At 63.5% G+C, this 18,630-nt stretch carries 16 protein-coding genes; 8 read left to right on the plus strand and 8 right to left on the minus strand.

What is annotated here, in order from left to right:
* Positions 1-20: 20 nt before the first annotated feature.
* Both P0648_RS19875 and P0648_RS19880 read right to left on the minus strand, forming a co-directional pair.
* Positions 21-1,469, minus strand: a complete 1,449-nt coding sequence (locus P0648_RS19875) for an amidase (RefSeq protein ID WP_277506164.1) — start codon at positions 1,467-1,469, stop codon at positions 21-23.
* Between the two features lie 61 nt (positions 1,470-1,530).
* The gene (locus P0648_RS19880) at positions 1,531-2,139 is read right to left on the minus strand and encodes a carboxymuconolactone decarboxylase family protein (protein ID WP_276248931.1); all 609 of its coding nucleotides are present in this window, start codon (positions 2,137-2,139) and stop codon (positions 1,531-1,533) included.
* A 111-nt stretch (positions 2,140-2,250) separates the two neighbouring features.
* Here P0648_RS19880 and P0648_RS19885 point away from each other — a divergent pair, with 111 nt between their 5' ends.
* Positions 2,251-3,354 carry an Ldh family oxidoreductase gene (locus tag P0648_RS19885; RefSeq protein ID WP_276248932.1) on the plus strand — a complete coding sequence of 368 codons (1,104 nt, stop codon included), beginning with the start codon at positions 2,251-2,253 and terminating at the stop codon, positions 3,352-3,354.
* Between the two features lie 32 nt (positions 3,355-3,386).
* On the opposite strand, the gene P0648_RS19890 is transcribed toward P0648_RS19885, so the two are convergent.
* Entirely contained in the window at positions 3,387-5,279 is a 1,893-nt protein-coding gene (locus P0648_RS19890; RefSeq protein WP_277506166.1) for an MBL fold metallo-hydrolase, read from the minus strand.
* A 79-nt stretch (positions 5,280-5,358) separates the two neighbouring features.
* Here P0648_RS19890 and P0648_RS19895 point away from each other — a divergent pair, with 79 nt between their 5' ends.
* The 3 genes from P0648_RS19895 to ddh are packed head-to-tail and all read left to right on the plus strand — an operon-like array spanning position 5,359 to position 8,183.
* Positions 5,359-6,318 (plus strand): 3-hydroxyacyl-CoA dehydrogenase family protein, encoded by a 960-nt coding sequence (locus P0648_RS19895; RefSeq protein ID WP_277506167.1) that lies wholly within the window; start codon positions 5,359-5,361, stop codon positions 6,316-6,318.
* A 25-nt stretch (positions 6,319-6,343) separates the two neighbouring features.
* Positions 6,344-7,225, plus strand: a complete 882-nt coding sequence (locus P0648_RS19900) for an SMP-30/gluconolactonase/LRE family protein (RefSeq protein ID WP_276248935.1) — start codon at positions 6,344-6,346, stop codon at positions 7,223-7,225.
* Between the two features lie 25 nt (positions 7,226-7,250).
* Positions 7,251-8,183: a D-2-hydroxyacid dehydrogenase gene (gene ddh, locus P0648_RS19905; protein WP_276248936.1), complete on the plus strand. Its 933-nt coding sequence runs from the start codon at positions 7,251-7,253 to the stop codon at positions 8,181-8,183.
* 12 nt (positions 8,184-8,195) lie between these two features.
* Here ddh and P0648_RS19910 read toward each other — a convergent pair whose 3' ends face one another.
* Positions 8,196-9,392, minus strand: a complete 1,197-nt coding sequence (locus P0648_RS19910; protein WP_276248937.1) for an MFS transporter — start codon at positions 9,390-9,392, stop codon at positions 8,196-8,198.
* A gap of 212 nt (positions 9,393-9,604) precedes the next feature.
* Between P0648_RS19910 and P0648_RS19915 the strand changes: the two genes are divergently transcribed.
* Both P0648_RS19915 and P0648_RS19920 read left to right on the plus strand, forming a co-directional pair.
* Positions 9,605-10,873 carry an MFS transporter gene (locus P0648_RS19915; RefSeq protein ID WP_276275197.1) on the plus strand — a complete coding sequence of 423 codons (1,269 nt, stop codon included), beginning with the start codon at positions 9,605-9,607 and terminating at the stop codon, positions 10,871-10,873.
* A 35-nt stretch (positions 10,874-10,908) separates the two neighbouring features.
* Positions 10,909-11,190 carry a hypothetical protein gene (locus P0648_RS19920; protein WP_276248939.1) on the plus strand — a complete coding sequence of 94 codons (282 nt, stop codon included), beginning with the start codon at positions 10,909-10,911 and terminating at the stop codon, positions 11,188-11,190.
* On the opposite strand, the gene P0648_RS19925 is transcribed toward P0648_RS19920, so the two are convergent.
* Together P0648_RS19925 and P0648_RS19930 are read right to left on the minus strand one after the other, a co-directional pair.
* Complete coding sequence (locus P0648_RS19925; RefSeq protein ID WP_277506169.1) at positions 11,187-12,086, minus strand: NAD(P)-dependent oxidoreductase; 900 nt, start codon at positions 12,084-12,086, stop codon at positions 11,187-11,189. The genes P0648_RS19920 and P0648_RS19925 overlap by 4 nt on opposite strands.
* Positions 12,087-12,150: 64 nt before the next feature.
* On the minus strand, positions 12,151-12,975 hold the full coding sequence (locus P0648_RS19930; RefSeq protein ID WP_276248941.1) for an NAD(P)-dependent oxidoreductase: 825 nt from the start codon (positions 12,973-12,975) through the stop codon (positions 12,151-12,153).
* 96 nt (positions 12,976-13,071) lie between these two features.
* Between P0648_RS19930 and P0648_RS19935 the strand changes: the two genes are divergently transcribed.
* Complete coding sequence (locus P0648_RS19935) at positions 13,072-13,989, plus strand: dihydrodipicolinate synthase family protein (protein ID WP_276275196.1); 918 nt, start codon at positions 13,072-13,074, stop codon at positions 13,987-13,989.
* A gap of 33 nt (positions 13,990-14,022) precedes the next feature.
* Here the strand turns inward: P0648_RS19935 and P0648_RS19940 are convergent, their stop codons facing one another.
* Entirely contained in the window at positions 14,023-15,699 is a 1,677-nt protein-coding gene (locus P0648_RS19940; RefSeq protein WP_276248943.1) for a thiamine pyrophosphate-binding protein, read from the minus strand.
* Between the two features lie 103 nt (positions 15,700-15,802).
* On the opposite strand from P0648_RS19940, the gene P0648_RS19945 reads away from it, so the two are divergent.
* Positions 15,803-16,804 carry a C-terminal binding protein gene (locus tag P0648_RS19945; protein WP_276248944.1) on the plus strand — a complete coding sequence of 334 codons (1,002 nt, stop codon included), beginning with the start codon at positions 15,803-15,805 and terminating at the stop codon, positions 16,802-16,804.
* Between the two features lie 795 nt (positions 16,805-17,599).
* Here the strand turns inward: P0648_RS19945 and P0648_RS19950 are convergent.
* Positions 17,600-18,550: a mannonate dehydratase gene (locus P0648_RS19950; protein WP_276275194.1), complete on the minus strand. Its 951-nt coding sequence runs from the start codon at positions 18,548-18,550 to the stop codon at positions 17,600-17,602.
* Positions 18,551-18,630 lie beyond the last annotated feature (80 nt).

Raw genomic sequence — 18,630 nt, forward strand, 5'->3', positions numbered from 1 at the left:
GCGTTTCGGTCGCCCCGGTCTCAGCGCGGTGGGTAGGCGTTTTCCCAGGGCCGTTCTCGTTCGAACGCGGCACTCGCGGCGATGACATCGTCGTCGGCAAACCGTCTACCGACGATTTGCAAGCCGACCGGGAGGCCGTCGTCGGTGAATCCGGCGGGAATCGAGGCGGCGGGATGGCCCGACATGTTGAACGGCTGGGTGAGCACCCAGCCCCGAAGTGGTTCGGTCTCCACGCCGTCGATTTCCGCCGGGTGCTCGCCGTGGGGGAACGGCGGGACCGCGAGCGTCGGCGTCACGAGCAGGTCGTACGTCGCGAGGAGGTCCTGAATACCGTCGTAAATTCGCGTTCGAACCGCGTCTGCCCGCTTGTACTCGCGGGTCGTCACCGGGTCGGTTTCGAGGATGGTTTCGACCGTGATTGGTCGAAGTTTCTCGCGGTCTTCGCCATAAGGGTCCAGTCCGTGTTCCCGTTCTAAGTTGTCGAACAGCGAGTACCAGCGAATGTTTGCAAAGGTGTAGAACGCTGAGAGGACGTCTGCCTGTTCGCAGTCGAAATCCGGGTCCGCCTGCGCTACGTTCGCGCCCGCTTCGGTGAACACCGAAACCGCCTCGGCGACGACGTCGCGCACCTCGGGCGAGACAGGGTAGATGCCCATGTCGGGGCTGTAGGCGATAGACAGGTCGTCGATCGTGCGGTCGGTCGCGCCGACGTATTCGACGCCATCGTCAGGCAGCGAGAACGGGTCTTCGGGGTGCGGGCCGGCCATCACCGAGAGCATGAGCGCGGCGTCTTCGACCGTTCTCGCCATCGGGCCGACGTGGGAAAACGGCGTATGGGCCTCGAATGCATCGGGCCGACTCACTCGGGGAACTCGGCCGAACGAGGGTTTCAGCCCGTAGACCCCACAGAAGGCGGCTGGCGTGCGAATCGACCCGCCCGTGTCAGACCCCTGAGCGAGTGGGGCCATCCCGTCTGCGAGCGCCGCTCCCGCCCCGCCCGAGGAACCCCCCGAGTTCAGGCCGGGGGCGAACGGCGTCGAAGTGGGTCCAGCGACGAGGTTGTCTGTCGTACACCCGAGGCCGAATTCCGGAGTGTTGGTCTTCCCGATGACGATTGCGCCCGCCTCTCGAAGCCGGGAGACGAATGGGTCGTCCGCGTCCGCGACGTGGTCCTCGAACAGGCGGGACCCGAACGTGGTTCGGACGCCGCCGACGTTCTGCAAATCCTTTATCGCCACTGGAACTCCGTGGAGCGGGCCGAGGGATTCACCCGCTTCGACGGCACGTTCTGCCTCACGGGCGGCTTCCAGTGCCCGGGATTCGGTTACCGTCACGAAGGCGTTCACCGCGTCGTCACGGTCCGCGATGCGGTTCAGGTGGGCTTCGACGACTGTGACCGGTGAGAGATCGCCGGTTCGAATTCGCTCTGCAAGCCGTGTCGCAGACTCGTAGCACAGTGACTCGGACATACCTGAGACTGGCTGACTGTCGTGAAAAAGGTATCCCGGAATGAATAATGAGAGCGTCTCGCTACGACAGATTTTCGAGTTCCCACCCGACGAACGATTCTTCGGGTTCGACGCCGAGCGCGTCGAGCATTCGGGCGAGACCGAGATAGAATCCGGCGAGCATATTCGTCCCGACGATGCGTTCTGCGTCGAAGTGTTCGGCGAGGGCGGTGTGGTCTGCGTCGGTGACAGCACCGGCGGCGACCCGGCCAGCGTAAGCGACGAGCGCAGCTTCAGGGTCTGCGAACGCGTCCGTCCGCCCCGCGGAGATGGCGCGAATCTCGGCTTCGGTCACGTCGCCGGCGAGCGCGATGGGGACGTGCTGGTGCCACTCGTAGTCGGCGCGGACGCTCCGTGCGACAGTGAGGATGACCAGTTCGCGGCGGTACTCGCTTAGCCCGCAACTCCCTCGAATCCCGCTCGCCATCTCGCGAAACACGGCGAGTACGCCCGGGTTGTTGCCGAGCGCGCCGTAGACGTTCGGTCGGCGGTCGCGGCGGGAGGCGAGGTACTCGGGGGAGGGGTCTGCGATGTGGGGGACGAATTCGCGTTCCATCGAGTGGTAGGAACCGAGGAGTTCGCGCGCTGCTTCGGGCAGGTCGTCGTCGGTGACGTAGGGGATGCGAGCCATGCCAGAGAATTCCCAAGCGGGGACAAATACGTTCGCCCGTGTCTCGCCGAAAACCGGCGATTGTGGCGGCCCACCTGAGGATTTATCCACGCTCGAAAAGTCGGACGAACCATGCGACAGATTGACGCGGGAGAACTCGAATCGTTCGTACGCGCCCTCGTTTTGGCACAGGGAGCCCCTGAGACAGTGGCCACAGAGGTTGCGGAATCACTCGTCGAAGCGGACCTTCGCGGCCACGGCTCACACGGCAGCATCAGGATGGGAACCCGCTATCGCGAGATGGTTGCCGAGGGGGACATCGACCCGCAGGCAGCTGTCGAAATCGAACGCCCCTCGGACACGACCGCGCAGGTCGAGGGAAACCTCCAGTACGGACAGGTCGTCGGCCGTCGCGCGGTGGACGTGGGTATCGACATCGCCCGCGAGTACGACGTCGCTATCGTCGGCATTCGCAACGCCACACACCTCGGACGCATCGGCGAGTGGGCCGAACGCGCGGCCGACGCGGGATTACTGTTCGCCGCGTTCGTGAACACCGGCGGGACAGACCACCTCGTCGCGCCGCCGGGGAGCGCGGACCGCCAGTACTCGACGAATCCCCTCGCCTTCGGCGCACCAACCTTCGGTGCGACTCCCTACCCAATCGTCCTCGACATCGCAACGAGCCAGGTGGCCCACGGCAAGGTCACGAAGCGGGCCGTCGAGGGCAAACCGCTCCCCGAGGGCTGGGTCACAGACGAGGAGGGGAACTTCGTCACCGACTCCCAGGCGTACGAGGACGGCGTCGGCGCACTCCTTCCACTCGGCGGGTTAACCTCAGGGCACAAGGGGTTCGGCCTGGCGATGATAGCCGAGGTGTTCGCCGGGTACGTCGGCGACTACACCGTCTCGGGCGACGACGTGCGGGAGAACGTGAACAACGGGGCACTGTTCATGCTGGCGAACCCCGACCGCTTTGCGACCCGTGCGGCGAACCGAGCGCGAATCGAGACACTCCGCGACATGATTCAAAACACTAACTACAGCGAATCGGTCGGGACCGGCCCAATCGCGAAGGGCGACCGGGCGGTGCTTCCGGGGAAACTGGAACACGAACTGCGACGCGAGCGCATCGACGAGGGCATTCCTTTCGAACAGGCGACGCTCGACCTTCTCGCGGACGTGGCCCGTCGAACCGGTGTGGAAGCGGCGATTCCTGCTTCGTTCGAGGCGTGAACTGGGGAGGACCCACCCGAGCGGGCGACGCGCTATTCGACGTGGACTATCGCTTCGACCACCGGACCTTTCGATTCGCCCTCGACGAACAGTTCCGCTGTGAGGACCCTGCGGCCTGAATCTGCGTCGTCCGGAATCTGCCCGGAGAGCGCGAGTTCGCCCTCGTCGTCAGGTTCGAGGGCAATCGACCGACGTTCGCTTAGCACCTCGCCGTCGGCATCGCGGAGGCGTGCGCCGACCGTCGTCGGTTCGCCGAAGTTGTTCCGCACGAGCAGGGTGTACTCTACAGAATCACCGGGTGCGGCGGCTTGCTGATACGGAAGCAACCTCGCCCAGAACAGGTCCACAGCTTGTGCCTCGGGTTCGGGGACGAGGTCGCGAAACACCGACTCCTTGCGGTCGATGAAGTCGCAGTACTCCTCGATGTCGAGCGGGTCGGCGTCGAGTACCTCGCCGTGGCCCGGACAGATGCGGTCTGGCTGGACCTCGCGCATCACCTCCTTGCACTTCTCGTGCATCCAGAACTGGAAGCTGTTGCGAAGCACTGTCGTCTGGTGGGGTTTCTGCTCGTTGCGGTCGGGGTGAACCACCGTCTCGCCCTCGAAGTAGTTGTCACCGGTAAACGCGACGGTTCGCCCGTCCACCTCGGTGGCGACGACGGCGTGGTACTCGGTCTGTCCGGGCGCGTGATGGATGGTGAATTCGTACTCCTCCCAGGTGAACGTCGCGCCGTCGGTGAACGTCCGGGCCACGTCGATTGGTTCGGGGATGACGCAGGGCATGGCGGACCACGCGGCGGGGTCTTCGATGACTTTCGCCACCTCGTCGAGCGACCAGCAGTCCACGTCGTAGTGACGCTGGAGGTGGGGGATGCCGACAGTGTGGTCGTCGTGGATGTGGGTGGGAATTACCACGTCGAAGTCGGTGACGCCCCACTCCTCGCGGAGTTCGTCCAGGTGGTGTTCGACGAACCGCATCCGTTCCATGTCTTCTCGCTCGCGGCCGATCATCATGTGCTCGCGCAGAGAGTGGCCGTAATCGACGAACAACGCCTTCCCCGACTCGCTCAAGAGGACGTAGAAGTTAGAACAGGTCCACGGACCGCCCCAGAGCAGGTGGTCTGATACCTGCACCATCCGCATCTCCGGCAGATACGCCCGACTCCCGACGCCGAGCGTCTCGACCGCGGAATCGCCGTGCGGGCCGAGGTCGACGAGGCGCATGAGCCGTCGCCTGAGTTTGTCCACGTCCGCTTCGGGGTCGTGTATCACGTCCCCATGGCCCGGACAGACGAGGTTCGGAACCGCTGATTCAAGGGCGTTCAGCGATTGTATCGTGAACACGACGCCCTTCATGTCGCTGTACTCGTACTCCATAGAATGCAGGTCGTGGAGGTGGCCTCCTGCTCGCATGAGGTCGCCACAGAAGGCGACGCGCTGGCCGTCGATTGTCGCGAGGAGCGTGCTACTTCCGCCGGTGTGTCCCTTCGCCGGAATCACGGTGAACTCGTAGTCGCGCCACGCGAAGGTCTCGTAATCGTCGAGGGTTTCATCGACGGGGAGCGACGACCCCCGCGTGAAAAACGTGTTCCGGTCGTTGTAGTTGTCGTAGAAGCGCTTTCGCGACCAGAACGTCTCGACATCGTCGAACAGGAAGCGTTCGTGCTCCGGAACGGCGACCTTCGCGCCGCGTTCGACTAGTTGGTCGGTCCCCCAGCACTGGTCGCGGTGGTGGTGGGTGTGGAGTGCCCACTCGACGGTTTCGACGCCCGCGTCTGCGAGGACTTCGCCGATTTCTCCGGACCCCGGGTCGATGATGAGGGCCGCGTCCCCATCGACGACGGCGTAAGCGTTACACGAATCGCGGTATCGATACAGGCTCTCAGAGAGCGGTTCGAGCCCGGCTGCTGTCACGGCGTTGGTCATACGTTCCGCACCTTGCGGGCCGGAAGGTTAAGCGTTCACATACTGCACACTTTTGGTCGCCCGCTCACATTGAGGAGCCATGACGGAGACACACATCGCCATCGTCGGGGCGGGAGACATGGGGCACGGCTTCGCGGCCCACTTCGCCGGCCACGGGAAGGACGTCACGCTCGTAGACCACCGCCAATCGAACATCGACCGGGCCCGAGAGCGCGTTGCCGAGGTCGCCGCCTTTCTCTCCGCCGAGGGCCTCGTCGACCGAGACCCCTCGGCAATTCGAGACCGTATCGACTACACCATCGACCGCGCGGCAGGCGTCGCCGACGTGGACCTCGTCCTCGAAACCGTCACCGAGGACGTCGCAGTGAAACAGGAATTGTTCGCGGACCTCGCTGCTGAAACCGACGCCGACACGCTGCTCGCCTCGAATACGTCTGGGCTGCCCATCACGGACATCGCCGCTGACGCGCCCGACGACGCCGGCCGAATCGTCGGCTGCCACTGGTGGTATCCGCCCTACCTGCTGGAACCCGTCGAGGTGATTCGCGGCGAACAGACGACGGACGAGGCGATGGCGCGGATGACCGGATTCGTCGAATCGGTTGCCAGAAAACCGGTCGTGGTCGAACGCGACGTGCCGGGATTCGTCTGGAATCGCGTCCAGAGTGCCGTCGTCCGCGAGTGCATGCACCTCGCAGAGGAAGGGGTTGCCTCCGTAGAAGACATCAATATGGCAATCCGCGACGGCTACGCCCGGCGAACTGCGGTCATCGGCCCCTTCGAGACGATGGACATCGCGGGACTCGACCTGTTTCAGACCGTCGCCGGGGACCTGTTCCCGCACCTCTCTGACACGGACGAACCGAGTCGATTGTTCGACGACCACCTCGAACGCGGCCGGGGCGGTATCGAAGACGGCGGCGGCTTTTTCGAGTACGACGAACCGGCAGCCGGCGTGACGAAACAGCGCGACGAGGGCCTCTCCACCCTCCAACGAACCCTTTCGGAATTTCGAGATGACTCCGGGGAAAACACGTAAGCAGTGGCCCCGTGTTGAGTGAGCTATGAGCTGGGAATTCGAGCGCGTCGCCGGGCCTTTCACGTTCACCGAGGGGCCAGTCTGGGACGGCAGCGGCGTCCTGTTCACCGACATTCCGGAGCATCGAATCATGCGCTACGACGTGACGAGCGGTCGCTGTACGGAAGTTCGGACCGGCACGAACCACGCAAACGGCCTGAAACTCGGGCCGGACGGCGGCCTCTACGCGTGTGAGATGGGCGGCCGCAGGCTCGTCCGGTACGAAGACGACGGAACCACCGTCCTCGTAGCCGAGTACGAGGGGGCGCGGCTCAACAGTCCGAACGACATCGCCTTCGACCCGTCCGGACGCCTCTGGTTCACGGACCCGTTCTACGACGTGCCGTGGCTCACGGACCACCACCTCGAACTCGACCACCGGTCGGTCTACCACCTCGACCCCAGCGCAGCGAACCCGGAACTGAAGCGGGCGACGACGGACACGACCAACCCGAACGGCCTGCTCGTCTCACCCAACGGCGAGTTCCTGTACGTCGCAGAGAGTCGTCACGGCGAGGGTGCGGCTCGGGAACTGCGTCGCTATCCTATCGCCGCGGACGGGTCAGTGGGCGAGTACGAGGTGCTCCACAACTTCTATCCACACCGCGGTATCGACGGGATGTGCTTCGACGCCGACGGCAACATCGTCGCCACCGCCGGGGCCGAAGCGAGCGGGCCGGGACCGTTGTTGTACGTGTTCACGCCGTCCGGTCGGGTTCTCGAAACCCACCAATCGCCGGATTATCGGCCGACGAACTGCTGTTTCGGCGACCACGACCTGCGGTCGCTGTACGTCACCGGCTACGAGGGCTGCCTGTACCGGGCGCGAACCGACCGACAAGGATTGCTCGGTCCACCGGAGCCTTGAGGTAGCCCCTCGAAGTACCACCGATATGCACGTAGCACGAATCGGCGTCCACGAATCGGTCGCCAAAGTGTTCGCGCCGGAGGCGCTCATCGACGACCTCGCGGACGTTGCTCCCGACGTTACGCTGGTAACCGAAGCCGACGACCTCTCGACGGTGGACGCGCTGGTGACGCTCGCGTACGACGACGCGTTTCTTGACGCCGACCTCGACTGGATTCACTCGATTCAGGCCGGCGTCGACCGCTTCCCCTTCGACGAACTCGAAGCGCACGGCATCACCCTCACTAACAGCACGGGCATCCATGGTGCGAGCGTCGGCGAGACGACTGTCGGCTACATTCTCATGTTGGCACGCCGGTTACACGTCTACGCCGCGAACCAGCAGGAACACGTCTGGGAGCACCCGGTGTGGGACGAACCGTTCACCGCGACGGGTCGTACTCTCTGCGTCGTCGGGCTTGGCACACTCGGGCAGGGCATCGCCACCCGGGCCGCCGCGCTTGGAATGCACGTCGTCGGCGTCAAACGAACGGTCGAATCGGTTCCCGACGTGGAGCGCGTCTTTCCGACGACGGACCTCCACGAGGCGATTTCTGGGGCGGATTTCGTCGCGCTTGCCTGTCCGCTCACCGAGGAAACCCACCACCTCTTCGACGCGGCAGCGTTCGCAGCGATGGACAACGAGAGCTACCTGCTCAACGTCGCCCGCGGCCCGGTCGTCGATACGGAGGCGTTTGTAGAGGCGGTGCAAACGGGGGACATCGCCGGCGGCGCACTCGACGTGTTCGAGGAAGAACCGCTACCAGAATCGTCTCCGTTGTGGGACCTAGACGACGTCATTCTCACCCCTCACCGGGCCGGGTCGGACCGCGCCTACTACGAGGGCGTTGCGGGACTCGTCCGCGAAAATCTCGCGCGGCTCGAACGTGAAGAACAGTTCACCAACCTCGTGGTCTGACCACCTTCGAATCTACCTGTTCGTGATTACTCGTTTTGCGGTGAGGCCTCCCACGGCGAGTGCGAGCAACAGCGCCACGACGCCGTAGGCGACGGACCAACCCACCGTGTCCGCGAGTACGCCGGTCACGACGCTCCCGAGCGACCCGATGAACATGTAGACCGTCCGAACGAGGCCGAATGCGGTCCCGCGCGTGGCGTCTGCGAACAGGTCCATCAGGCTCGACTGGTACACGCCGCCCCAACTCAGGCCCACGCCGAGCAGGCCGACCCCGACGAAGGTCGGCCAGACGCCTTCGGTGAGGATGAGCGTCCCAAATCCGGCCACCGTCGTGGTCAGGATGCCCGCGAGTATAGTCTCGCGTCTGATGCGGTCTGAAAGCCGCCCCGTCACCGGCTGGACGAGCGCCGAGAGCAGAAAGATGGCTCCGAAGACGAGGCTCGCGTCCGGGACACTGAAGCCGCGATACTCGACCAGAAACGTCGGGAAAAACGACGCGAACGACTGCCAGGTGTACGCCACGCAGACGCCGAGCAGCGTCATGAAGACCACGTCGGGGCGCGACAGTAAGTCGCGGGCCAGTACCCACAGCGACTGGTCGAGATTGGTCGTACCACCATCGGTCCGCGTGCGTGGTGCAGCGTCTGGCGTGGTCGAGACGGGTCGAACGCGCCACAGGAACACGCCAAGGATTGGGACAGAGAGCACCGCGCCGAGGAGGATGGAGGGTCGCCAGCCGTACGCGACGCCGATGTAAGCGGCCACTGCGGGTGCGACGAGGCCGGCGGCTGGACCGGCAGCAGAGTGGACCCCGAGCACCTTCCCCGTCTCGGTAAACTCCTTTGCCAGCATCGAGGTGCCGACGGTGAAGTAGAGGCCAGCGCCCGCGCCGAGGAACACGGCGAACACCGCGAACAGGGTGAACGACGGTGAGAAGGCGAGCAATGCGCTCGCGAGTCCCGTCAGTCCGAGCGCGGCGAGGATGACTTTGTAGTCGCCGATACGGTCTGCGATGATGCCACTCGGGAACTGCAGCAGGGCGTACACCGCCCACATCCCCGTGAGCGCGAGACCGACGGCGCTCTTCGAGATGTCGAAGGTCACGATAATGTCGGGAATGACGGGACTGATGACGAGGCGGGCGGCGTTGTTACTGAAACAGGCGAGGAACGTCGCGGCGAGCAGCGTGTGTTGGTACCGCCAGTTCACGCCCGCCTAGCCTCTGCCCCCAAATATAGGTGTGTGCATGTGTCACGTATTTGCCGGAACTTGTGTCGCGGCCCCGACTGTGGAGTCGAGCCACTGCCGGAAACCGTAATTTATTGCCGAGGGCCGATGTAGCCGTCATCTGTGCCACCCGACACGCCGCCAGAAATCCCGCCGTGGCGAGTGACCGAGTTTCCCGTTCGGGGTGCGTTTGCGTGAGCGACCAGCCGACCACCGACCGCGTTCAGCGGCTGCTCATCGGCGTCGCTGCCGGCGCGAACAAGGGGCGGGCGACGCTCATGGGAACCGCGATGGCGGTATACGTCGATGCCGCAGGCGGGTCGCCGTTCGCCGTGAGCCTCGTGTTTACCGTCTACTGGTTCGGCCTGATGGCGTTCGCCCCCGTGGCGGGTGCCATCGCCGACATCACGGGACGCCGACGAACCGTTCTCGTCGTCACGACGGCGCTCGCGACGCTCGCCATTCTCCCGCTCGCCGTCGTCGACGGCGTCTGGGGGCCACTCGCCTTCCGCGGCCTGTTCGCCGTCTTCGCGGCGGGCTTTCTCCCCGTGATGCTCGCCATCGTGAGCGAGCGCGGCGGCACGTCGTCGCGGGGACAGTCGATTGGTTTTTTCAACAGTACGACGGCAATCGGATTCACGCTCGCGCAGTTCTTCGCGGGCGTCCTGCTCGGCCTCGTCGCGCCGTGGGCGCTCTACCTCATCGTCGCCGCGGTGAGCGCCATCACCATCCTCGCCGCGCTGTTCATCACCGACCCGCGCCCGCCCCAGTCGGCGAACGTTTCCGGAGACGAACTGCTCGCCGAAGTACGCCACCGTCTGTTTCCCGCCGCACAGGACAGACGCCACCTGCGCTCACACGGCCTGCGGTGGCTGTACGCCGCCGTCCTCCTGCGAAACATGACCATCCTCGGCACGTCGAGTCTGCTTCCAGTGTACCTGCTCTCTGAAATCGGCGTTTCGCAGTTCGTCATGGGCGTGGTACTCGCCATCAATCCGGCGGCACAGATGGGATTCATGTACCTGTTCGGCCACGTCGCGGACTCCACGGGGCGAAAACCACTCGTCGTCTACGGAATGGCCGGCGCGGGACTCCACACTGTGGTCGTGGCTGCGGCCACCCTTCCGTCGTCGGTGACCATGCGTGCAGCAGCGATGGGCGGGTCGTTTCTCATCCTCGCGGCCGCCTACTCTGCGGAGACGACGGGAACTTACGCCTTCATCGGGGACGTGGCTCCGGTCGAGCGCGAATCGGAATTGATGGGCCTTCACTCCACCGCCCGCGGCTTCGGTGGGATGGCCGGCCCGCCGCTCGTCGGGGCGCTCGCCACGTGGTTCACCTTCGAGTTCGCGTTCGCCGCGGCAAGCGTACTCGCCGTCGTCGCGACGCTCCTCGTCTGGAACTTCCTCGTGGAGAGTCACCCCGAATCGGCGCCGGCAGGCGTCACCGTCGCCGAGGACTGACGAGCGTTTTTGTCGGTGGCTGACGAACGATTCGTATGACTGGGCCAGACCTTCGAGCGCGGGCGACCGTGACCTGTTACGAGCCACCGCTGTACGACCTCGAAAAGCCGCTCTGGGTGGCGGAGGACCCCGAAACCGACTGCGTCGGCATCGGGCGCGTGGAGGCGGAGGCGTTTGGAAATCTCACCGCCGCGGTGGCCGAGTTCGAGGCCGACGGTGGGCGCGTTCCGTACAAAAAACTCCCCGGGCGGACGATTCGACGTGAGGCTGGCGGCGGGTTACTGGAAAAATTGCGAGAGCGGTTTGGTCGCGGTTAGTCGTCGATACGGGCTTTCTCGTCGCCGAGCGCCTCCAGTACCTGGAGAACGCCGGAGTTGTCGTCGCGGCCGTGCCCCATCTCGACGAGCGATTTGTATGACTCGTGGACGAGCGACGTGAGTGGCATCGGCGCACCGAACGCCTCGCCTGCTCCCGTTGCGATACGGAGGTCTTTGTACTGGTAGGAGGCAAAGAAACCGGGTTCGAAATCTCCGCGAATCATCGTCGGCGCGCGGTTGTCGAGCGCCCAGCAACCCGCCGCGCCGCCACTGATGGCGTTGACGACGGCTTCGAGGTCTGCTCCACCCTTCTGGGCGAACAGGAGTGCTTCGCTCACGGCCTGCATCGTACCGGCGACGACGATCTGGTTGCAGGCCTTCGTCACTTGTCCCGCGCCGTTCGGGCCGGTGTGGGTGACTGTCGCGCCCATCACTTCGAACAGGTCGCGGTGTTCTTTGAGGACATCCTCGTCGCCACCGACCATGATGGAGAGCGTCCCGTCGATGGCCCCCTCTTCGCCGCCGCTGATTGGGGCGTCGAGCATGGCCACGCCCATCTCGTTCAGGTCGGCGGCGAGTTCTTCGGTGGTCGTCGGCGAAATCGTGGACATGTCGATGACCGTCATGCCTTCGCTCAGGCCCGCCATAATCCCGTCGTCCTTTCGCATTACTTCGTCTACGACGTGGTGGTCGGGGAGGCAGGTGATGACGACGTCTGTTCGTTCTGCGACCTCCTTTGCGGTTGCCGCGCCCTCGCCGCCGTAGTCCTCCAATTCGGCGACGGGTTCCTGTGAGCGATTGTTCCCGACGACGTCGTACCCCGCATCGAGCAGGTTCTTCGACATCGGGAGCCCCATAATTCCGAGTCCGACGAATCCGACTGTTTTCGAAGCCATACGGATACACCTTCGGTGGAGAAGTAAAAACTACCGCCGGCGGTGAATCGTGCGGCCCGCGCGCTCAGCGCGCTGGCGGCCCGTCCCACTTGTCACCGTTGTCCTGTGGTTCGTAGTCGATGACCTCGCAGGCGTGGTCTATGTCGAACCAGCGGCGGTCGTTCGTGCTCACACCGTAGAAGATGTCGAACGCGACGCCGTCCGTCTGGAGACAGCGGTCTACCATATGTGCGAGGTCTCGGCGGGACTGCCACATCGCCTTCATCCGGGCGACGGCTTGTGCGTACTCGTCACTGTCGCGTTCCCACCGGTCCTCGTCTACGCCACGCTCTGCGTCGCCGTAGGGATGGTCGTATTCCTCGTGGCGAACGCTACAGATTCGAAGGCCGTAGAAGGATTTTGGGTAGTCCTCGTTCTCGACGTAATACCGACCAAGGTCCTCGCCGAACGATTTCGACGTTCCGTAGTAGGAGTCCGGGCGCACCGGGTCGGTGTGGTCTACGGTGAGGTCGAACTCGGGGAAGTAAATGTCGGGCGCGTTCTCAATTTCGTACATGCCCACGGCGTGGTTCGAGGAGGCGAAGACGAACGTCTCGACTTCGGCTTCAGCTGCCGCTTCGAGCGCGTTGTAGAGGCCGATGATATTGCTCTCTAAGATGTCTCGCCAGTCGCCGTCGGTGTAGGGGTAGCCGGCGAGATGGACGACGGCATCTGCACCCTCGAAGGCAGGCTTGGTGGCCTCGTAATCGGCGATATCCGCGACCACCGTCTCGTGGTCGGGGTGGTCTGTTTTGTCGAGGTAGGTGAAGTCGTACTCGTCGTCTCCGGCGAGGTGGTCGATGATGGCCGTGCCGACGCGGCCGTACGCACCGGTGAGCAGGACGTTCATAGCTGAGTTGAAGAACGAAGTGGTGGTGGAAAAAACTCCCGCCGAGGGTTGCACAAAGATTTTTGTCGGTGGTCGTACGTGTGTTGAACGATACCAATGAGTCACGAACGCGTGAAAGCGGACTTGAGAGGCGTCGCCTTTACCAACCCCGTTCCGTTCAGCGAGGGCGGTGGAGACGTGCTGCACGGTGAACTCTCGAACAACATCGAGTGGATCGTCGACCGCGGGGCAAAACTCATCATCCCCTGTGGGAACACCGGCGAGTACTACTCGCTGTCGATGAGCGAACGCGCGAACGTCGTGGAGACGGTCGTTTCTGCGGCGGGAGACGCCACCGTCGTCGCCGGACTCGGAGGGAGTATCAAGAGTGCCCTGCAACTCGTTTCGGCGTACGAAGAAGCAGGCGCTGACGCGCTCATGGTGATGCACCCGATTCACACCTACCAGCACCACGAGGGGCTGCGAAACTACTACGAACGAATCATCGAGGCGTCAGACCTCCCAGTGGTGCTCTACAAGCGCGGGCCGGAACTGACCCACGACCTCATCGCCGACCTCGCGGACTACGAGGACGTGGTCGCCGTCAAGTACGCAGATAACGACATCAAGGCGTTCTCACAGGCGGTCGAAGACGTAGAGGGAGACATCGTCTGGTCGAACGGCATCGCAGAGCGGTTCGCCCCGGCGTTCGCAATCGAGGGTGCAGAGGGGTACACGACCGGCATCGGGAACTTCGTCCCCGAGCAGACGCTCGCGCTCATGGAGGCGCTTCGCGAGGAGGACTGGACCGAGGCAAAGCGCATTCGTGACGCGCTTCGCGGCTACGAGGACCTTCGTGAGGAACCCGGCGAGAACAACACGCTCGCCGCCGCGAACAACGTCCCAGCCGTCAAATTCGGCATGGAACTCGCTGGCCTGTACGGCGGCCCGGTCCGCGAACCGCTCGTCGAACTTTCCGCCGAGGACGAAGAACGGGCCCGCGAATACTACGACCGCATCGTCTCGACGGTCTGAGCGCGGCGAATCGAAAGAGAACCCACCTATTTTTCAGGGCAGTTCGACCGTCGAGTCGTACTCCGCACCGTCCACCGCAGAGGGTTCGTCGGTTCGAATGCCCACGTCGATGAGGTCCGGACCGTTCCGACCCACGGCCTCGTCGACTGCTGCTTCGAGTTCTGCGAGCGTCTCGACGCGAGTGCCTCGACAGCCGAAGCCTTCGGCGACGGTCGCGAAGTCGGGCGACCGCCACGTGAACTGGTGGCCGTCGGTGTACTGCTCGATTTTCGGGGACTTGCTGATGATGCCGTAATCCGCGTTGTTCGAGACGATGACGGTCACGTCGAGGTCGTACTCAGCCGCGGTGTGGAGTTCGTGGATGCACATCATCAGGCCGCCGTCGCCCGTGAGACAGACGACTGGCTTGTCGGGATTTCCGAGGCTTGCGCCGATTGCGGCGGGAAGTCCAACACCCATCCCCGCCCACGACCCGGCGGTGACGTACCGGTCGGGATGGTACGTCTCGAACACCTGCTTCGACCAGAGGCGGAACCCGCCGACGTCGGTGGTGACGATTGCGTCTCGGGCCACGATGTCCCGAACCGAGGTGAGCACCGCCGGCGTGGCTAGCGGGGCTTCCTCGGAGAGCAGGCCGCGTTCTTCGAGGGAATCCATGTACTCGTCTCTAACCGCGGATGCGACCGCCGCCCCGTCCCAGCCGTTGGTTTCGCCGAGCCCGGCGAGGATGGTCTCGCCCGCCTTTGCCACGTCCGCGACGAGTGGTACGTCGGCCTCGTAGGCGGCGTCGATGGCGTCGGGGTCGAGATTGACGTGAATCAGCTGTTCGCCCATCGACACCGACCAGTGGGCGGTGGTCACGCCGTCGAAGTTCGTGCCGAGGGCGAGCACCACGTCGGCGCGGTCGAGGACGCGACGTGCCCCCGCAGGCAGGTGCGACCCCGTGACGCCGAGGAATCGCGGGTCGTCTTCCGGAAATACGCCCTTACCCTTGTACGAGGCGACCACGGGCGCGGAGAGCGCATCGGCGAGGTCGGCGACCACTGCTCGGCCGCCTGGGGAGCGACGAGCACCGCCGCCGACGTAGATGACCGGTCGGTCGGCGTCTGCGAGCATGGTCACCGCGTGGTCTATCTCTCCTTCTAGCTCGAAGGTTGTGCGCTCTGGGCTGACCGTCGCGGCGGGCGCGGCGAACGACTCGTCGAGGACGCGACTCGAAATGCCGAGTCGAACCGGGCCGGTCGGCGGTTCGAGGGCGATTTCGATGCCTCGGGCCACCTTCGCGGGCAAGTCGAGGGGACGTTCGACGCTGATGTTCTCTTTGACGACGTTGTCGAAGGTGTCAGCCTCGATCTCGTGGATGGGACTCTTGCCCCGGTCTTCGGGGTTCACGTCCGCGGAGACGTGGAGGATGGGGACACAGTCGTTCATCGCGTTTTTCAGGCCGTGCATCGCGTTCGTGTCGCCCGGCCCCGGGACGGTGAGCGTCGCCGCCACCCGACCGCTCGACTCGTAGTAGCCCCAGGCGATGTGTGGAATCGCCGTCTCGTGGCGGGCCATCACGTAGTCCATCTCGTCGCGTTCGACCACCGTTCGGTCGAGCGGAAGCGTCTGGGTCCCCGGCAGTCCGACCAGCAGGTCGATACCCGCCTCGACGAGCGCGTCGTAGACGTATTCGCCGCCTCGCATCGTATCGTTCGTGTCGGTCATGACACCCACTGCAATCCGATGGGGGTTAGTCCTTTCTCTCGGCGACGCCCGCGGCTTTCGGTTCGGGGCATAGTTAAACAGCCTCGTTGTGAAAGCATACACGATGCCCGACTCGTTTACCATCGGCCTGACAGCCGGCAGTACCTTCGATACGTCCATCGAGGAAACCGTATTCGCCGGCATGGACGTGACGTTCCGCCCCGTCGATATTCAGCGCTCTGCAGACATCCCGGAGAAACTCGCCGGTGTGGATGCCGTTCTCGACCGCTTGCTCAGCGCATCCTACACCGAAGCCGCCATCGACGGCCTCACTGGCTGTCGCGTCGTCGCTCGTTGTGGTATCGGCGTGGACGAGATTGCCGTCGAAGCCGCGACGCGTAACGGGATGTACGTCCTGAACGTGCCGAGTTACTGCGAACACGAAGTGTCAGAGCACGCGATGTTGCTGGTGCTGGCACTCGAACGCGATCTTCTTGACTACGCGACAACCCTGCGAGAGGGTCGATGGGACCGCCGGACCACGTCGGCGACGGTACACCGCTTTCACGGGCGAACGCTCGGCCTCGTCGGGTTCGGAAAGATTGCGCGCCTCGTCGCGGAGAAAGCGCAGGCGTTCGGCATGGAGGTGGTGGCAACCGACCCATATGTGGATGCGGTCGAAATGGCCAACCTGGACGTGGCGAAGGAATCTTTCGAAACTGTCCTCGAAGTGGCTGACATCGTCTCCGCGCACACACCCCTCGTCGACGAGACGCGGGGGCTCTTCGACGCGGCGGCGTTCGACCGCATGAAAGACACTGCGCTGTTCGTGAACGTTGCCAGAGGGGGACTCGTGGACGAGGAAGCACTGGTGGCCGCGCTCGAATCCGGGACGATCCGAGGGGCCGCACTCGACGTGTTTCCCGAAGAGCCGCCCGACCGATTCGACGGCGAAGCCCCGTCGTTCGAGTCGCCGCTTCGCACCCTCGACAACGTCGTGCTCACCCCGCACGTCGCGTGGTATTCCCTCGAAGCGAGCGACGAGAAGCGACGAACGGCCGCCCGTGATGTGCGCCGAGTGCTCGAAGGGGAGCCGCCGGAAAACGCGGTCAACGACCCGACCTGACCGAGTACAATCGGCGGGAAACAAATGGCTTGCAGTCACCTGTGATTCGTGCCCGTAGCGTCGATGCACTCTCAAGTAGAGATTGAAAGTTACCGTTCGTGGGTCGTAATACCAAGTAACTGATTCACACAGTCGGAACGGGAAAAATAGTGTATTTTACGTATTGGCTCGTAGTTAGTTTACATTAAAGCATAATATTTCTATGAATGTGGGCATACAGCATGTAGTCGACCATATATGTGCCATGTGGGCCAGTACCTCGCGTTTGCTATCACTGGACACGGCCGTCTCGAGTGCCGAGCGACGGTCCATAACCGCTCTGTCTGTGGAATTCTACCTGTTTCCCTCCAGCCATTGAGCTGAAATTGGTGGGAATTAGGAGCTACTGCCCACCACCCGATTTACATCAATATGGGTGTAAAGAACTGTGGCGCTATCTCCACGATTCTCCGATATAACCAGGGGACGCGAGACGTGTCAACAGGATACTCAAACGGTGAGGGGTCCGTGGGCAGAACGGACTAACGGAACCGTCAAACGTGAACTGATGTTCAGTGATACTGAATGCAAGTGTCCCGATAGTGTACTCTATCAGTTAATCGACTGTCCTAATTTAACTCGCATGTCACACAAAATGACAACTGGAATGGCGTTGCTAACGGTTTTCTTTTCGAAACCGCGAGGATTTGGGAACGAATTTTGTTCAGTGATAGTGGACGTACGTCCCGGTCTACTGTGTGTAGATTCGAAACGAAGGTACGATTAGGAATTGTTGCGTTCGACAGTTGCGACTGCCTATTCTTCAGCGGCCTCGATGAGCCCCTTCATGTAGCCGACGGCGAAAAGTCGGCCAAGCGTGTGGTAGCCGGGGTTCGAGTTGTCCTCACCAGCCATCGTCGGGACGTGGTCTGGCCGCATCGGCCCGTCGAAGCCGATATCGTGGTACGCCCGCATCGCCGCGAGCATGTCCGTCGGCCCTGCGTCGTGCCAGGTTTCGACGAAGCGGTCTTCGTCCCCCTCCACGTCGCGGAAATGAACGAAGTTGATACGGTCGCCGAAGTGTCGAATCGCCTCCGGAATATCTGCGCCCATCGCCGCGAAGTTCCCCTGGCAGAACGTGATGCCGTTGTGCTCGCTGTCATAGATGTCGAGAACGCGGTCGTACGCCTCGACGCTGTTGATGATTCGTGGCGTGCCACGGAGCGATTCGCGCGGTGGGTCGTCGGGGTGCAGACCGAGTTTCACGCCCGCTTCTTCCGCGACTGGGACGACTTCTTCGAGGAAGTACGTGAGCGCCTCCCAGAGTTGGTCGTGGGTGACGTCGGTCGGTTCGTCGGTCTGCATCTTCGCGTTGTCGTAGCCCGTTACGTACGACCCACCTCGGGATTCGATGTGGGCCTCTGTTCGCGCCCAGCGCACGCCCGCCATCCAATCGTAACATACAACCGGGATGTCGAGTTCACCGCAATCTCGTAGGAACTCCTTGAACTCGGCGATGTCCTCGTCGCGGCCCTCCTGTCCGAGACGGACGCGGTCTGAAATCGGAACCGACCCTTCGAGGACGCTGAATTCGAGGTCCGCATCTTCGAGCCAGTTTTTCAGCCCCCGCAAGTCGTCGTGCGACCAGTGGGTTTTGTCGTCGCCGATTTCGAGCGGGTGGATGACCACCTTCGTGACGTCCATCTGCTTTGCGAGCTGCCAGCGTTCGTCCGGCTCCGGCGGTAGGATTAGCGCAGGTTGCACCATACGCTCTAACCTCGGTTCGGTCATAAATAACCTGTGAGTGCGGCAAAAAGAAGGAGGGCGGTCGGCCCTCAGCCAGCCTC

The sequence above is a fragment of the Haladaptatus sp. DYSN1 genome, from assembly GCF_029489995.1.
Classification (GTDB): Archaea; Halobacteriota; Halobacteria; order Halobacteriales; family Halococcaceae; genus QDMS2.

What these genes read in the sequence shown, in the direction of transcription:
- P0648_RS19890 (WP_277506166.1), bottom strand. Translation starts at nt 5,279, where the DNA reads ATGACCAACGCCGTGACAGCAGCCGGGCTCGAACCGCTCTCTGAGAGC.
- P0648_RS19930 (WP_276248941.1), bottom strand. Translation starts at nt 12,975, where the DNA reads ATGAACGTCCTGCTCACCGGTGCGTACGGCCGCGTCGGCACGGCCATC.
- P0648_RS19935 (WP_276275196.1), top strand. Translation starts at nt 13,072, where the DNA reads ATGAGTCACGAACGCGTGAAAGCGGACTTGAGAGGCGTCGCCTTTACC.
- P0648_RS19920 (WP_276248939.1), top strand. Translation starts at nt 10,909, where the DNA reads ATGACTGGGCCAGACCTTCGAGCGCGGGCGACCGTGACCTGTTACGAG.
- P0648_RS19945 (WP_276248944.1), top strand. Translation starts at nt 15,803, where the DNA reads ATGCCCGACTCGTTTACCATCGGCCTGACAGCCGGCAGTACCTTCGAT.
- ddh (WP_276248936.1), top strand. Translation starts at nt 7,251, where the DNA reads ATGCACGTAGCACGAATCGGCGTCCACGAATCGGTCGCCAAAGTGTTC.
- P0648_RS19940 (WP_276248943.1), bottom strand. Translation starts at nt 15,699, where the DNA reads ATGACCGACACGAACGATACGATGCGAGGCGGCGAATACGTCTACGAC.
- P0648_RS19895 (WP_277506167.1), top strand. Translation starts at nt 5,359, where the DNA reads ATGACGGAGACACACATCGCCATCGTCGGGGCGGGAGACATGGGGCAC.
- P0648_RS19950 (WP_276275194.1), bottom strand. Translation starts at nt 18,550, where the DNA reads ATGGTGCAACCTGCGCTAATCCTACCGCCGGAGCCGGACGAACGCTGG.
- P0648_RS19875 (WP_277506164.1), bottom strand. Translation starts at nt 1,469, where the DNA reads ATGTCCGAGTCACTGTGCTACGAGTCTGCGACACGGCTTGCAGAGCGA.
- P0648_RS19925 (WP_277506169.1), bottom strand. Translation starts at nt 12,086, where the DNA reads ATGGCTTCGAAAACAGTCGGATTCGTCGGACTCGGAATTATGGGGCTC.
- P0648_RS19885 (WP_276248932.1), top strand. Translation starts at nt 2,251, where the DNA reads ATGCGACAGATTGACGCGGGAGAACTCGAATCGTTCGTACGCGCCCTC.
- P0648_RS19900 (WP_276248935.1), top strand. Translation starts at nt 6,344, where the DNA reads ATGAGCTGGGAATTCGAGCGCGTCGCCGGGCCTTTCACGTTCACCGAG.
- P0648_RS19880 (WP_276248931.1), bottom strand. Translation starts at nt 2,139, where the DNA reads ATGGCTCGCATCCCCTACGTCACCGACGACGACCTGCCCGAAGCAGCG.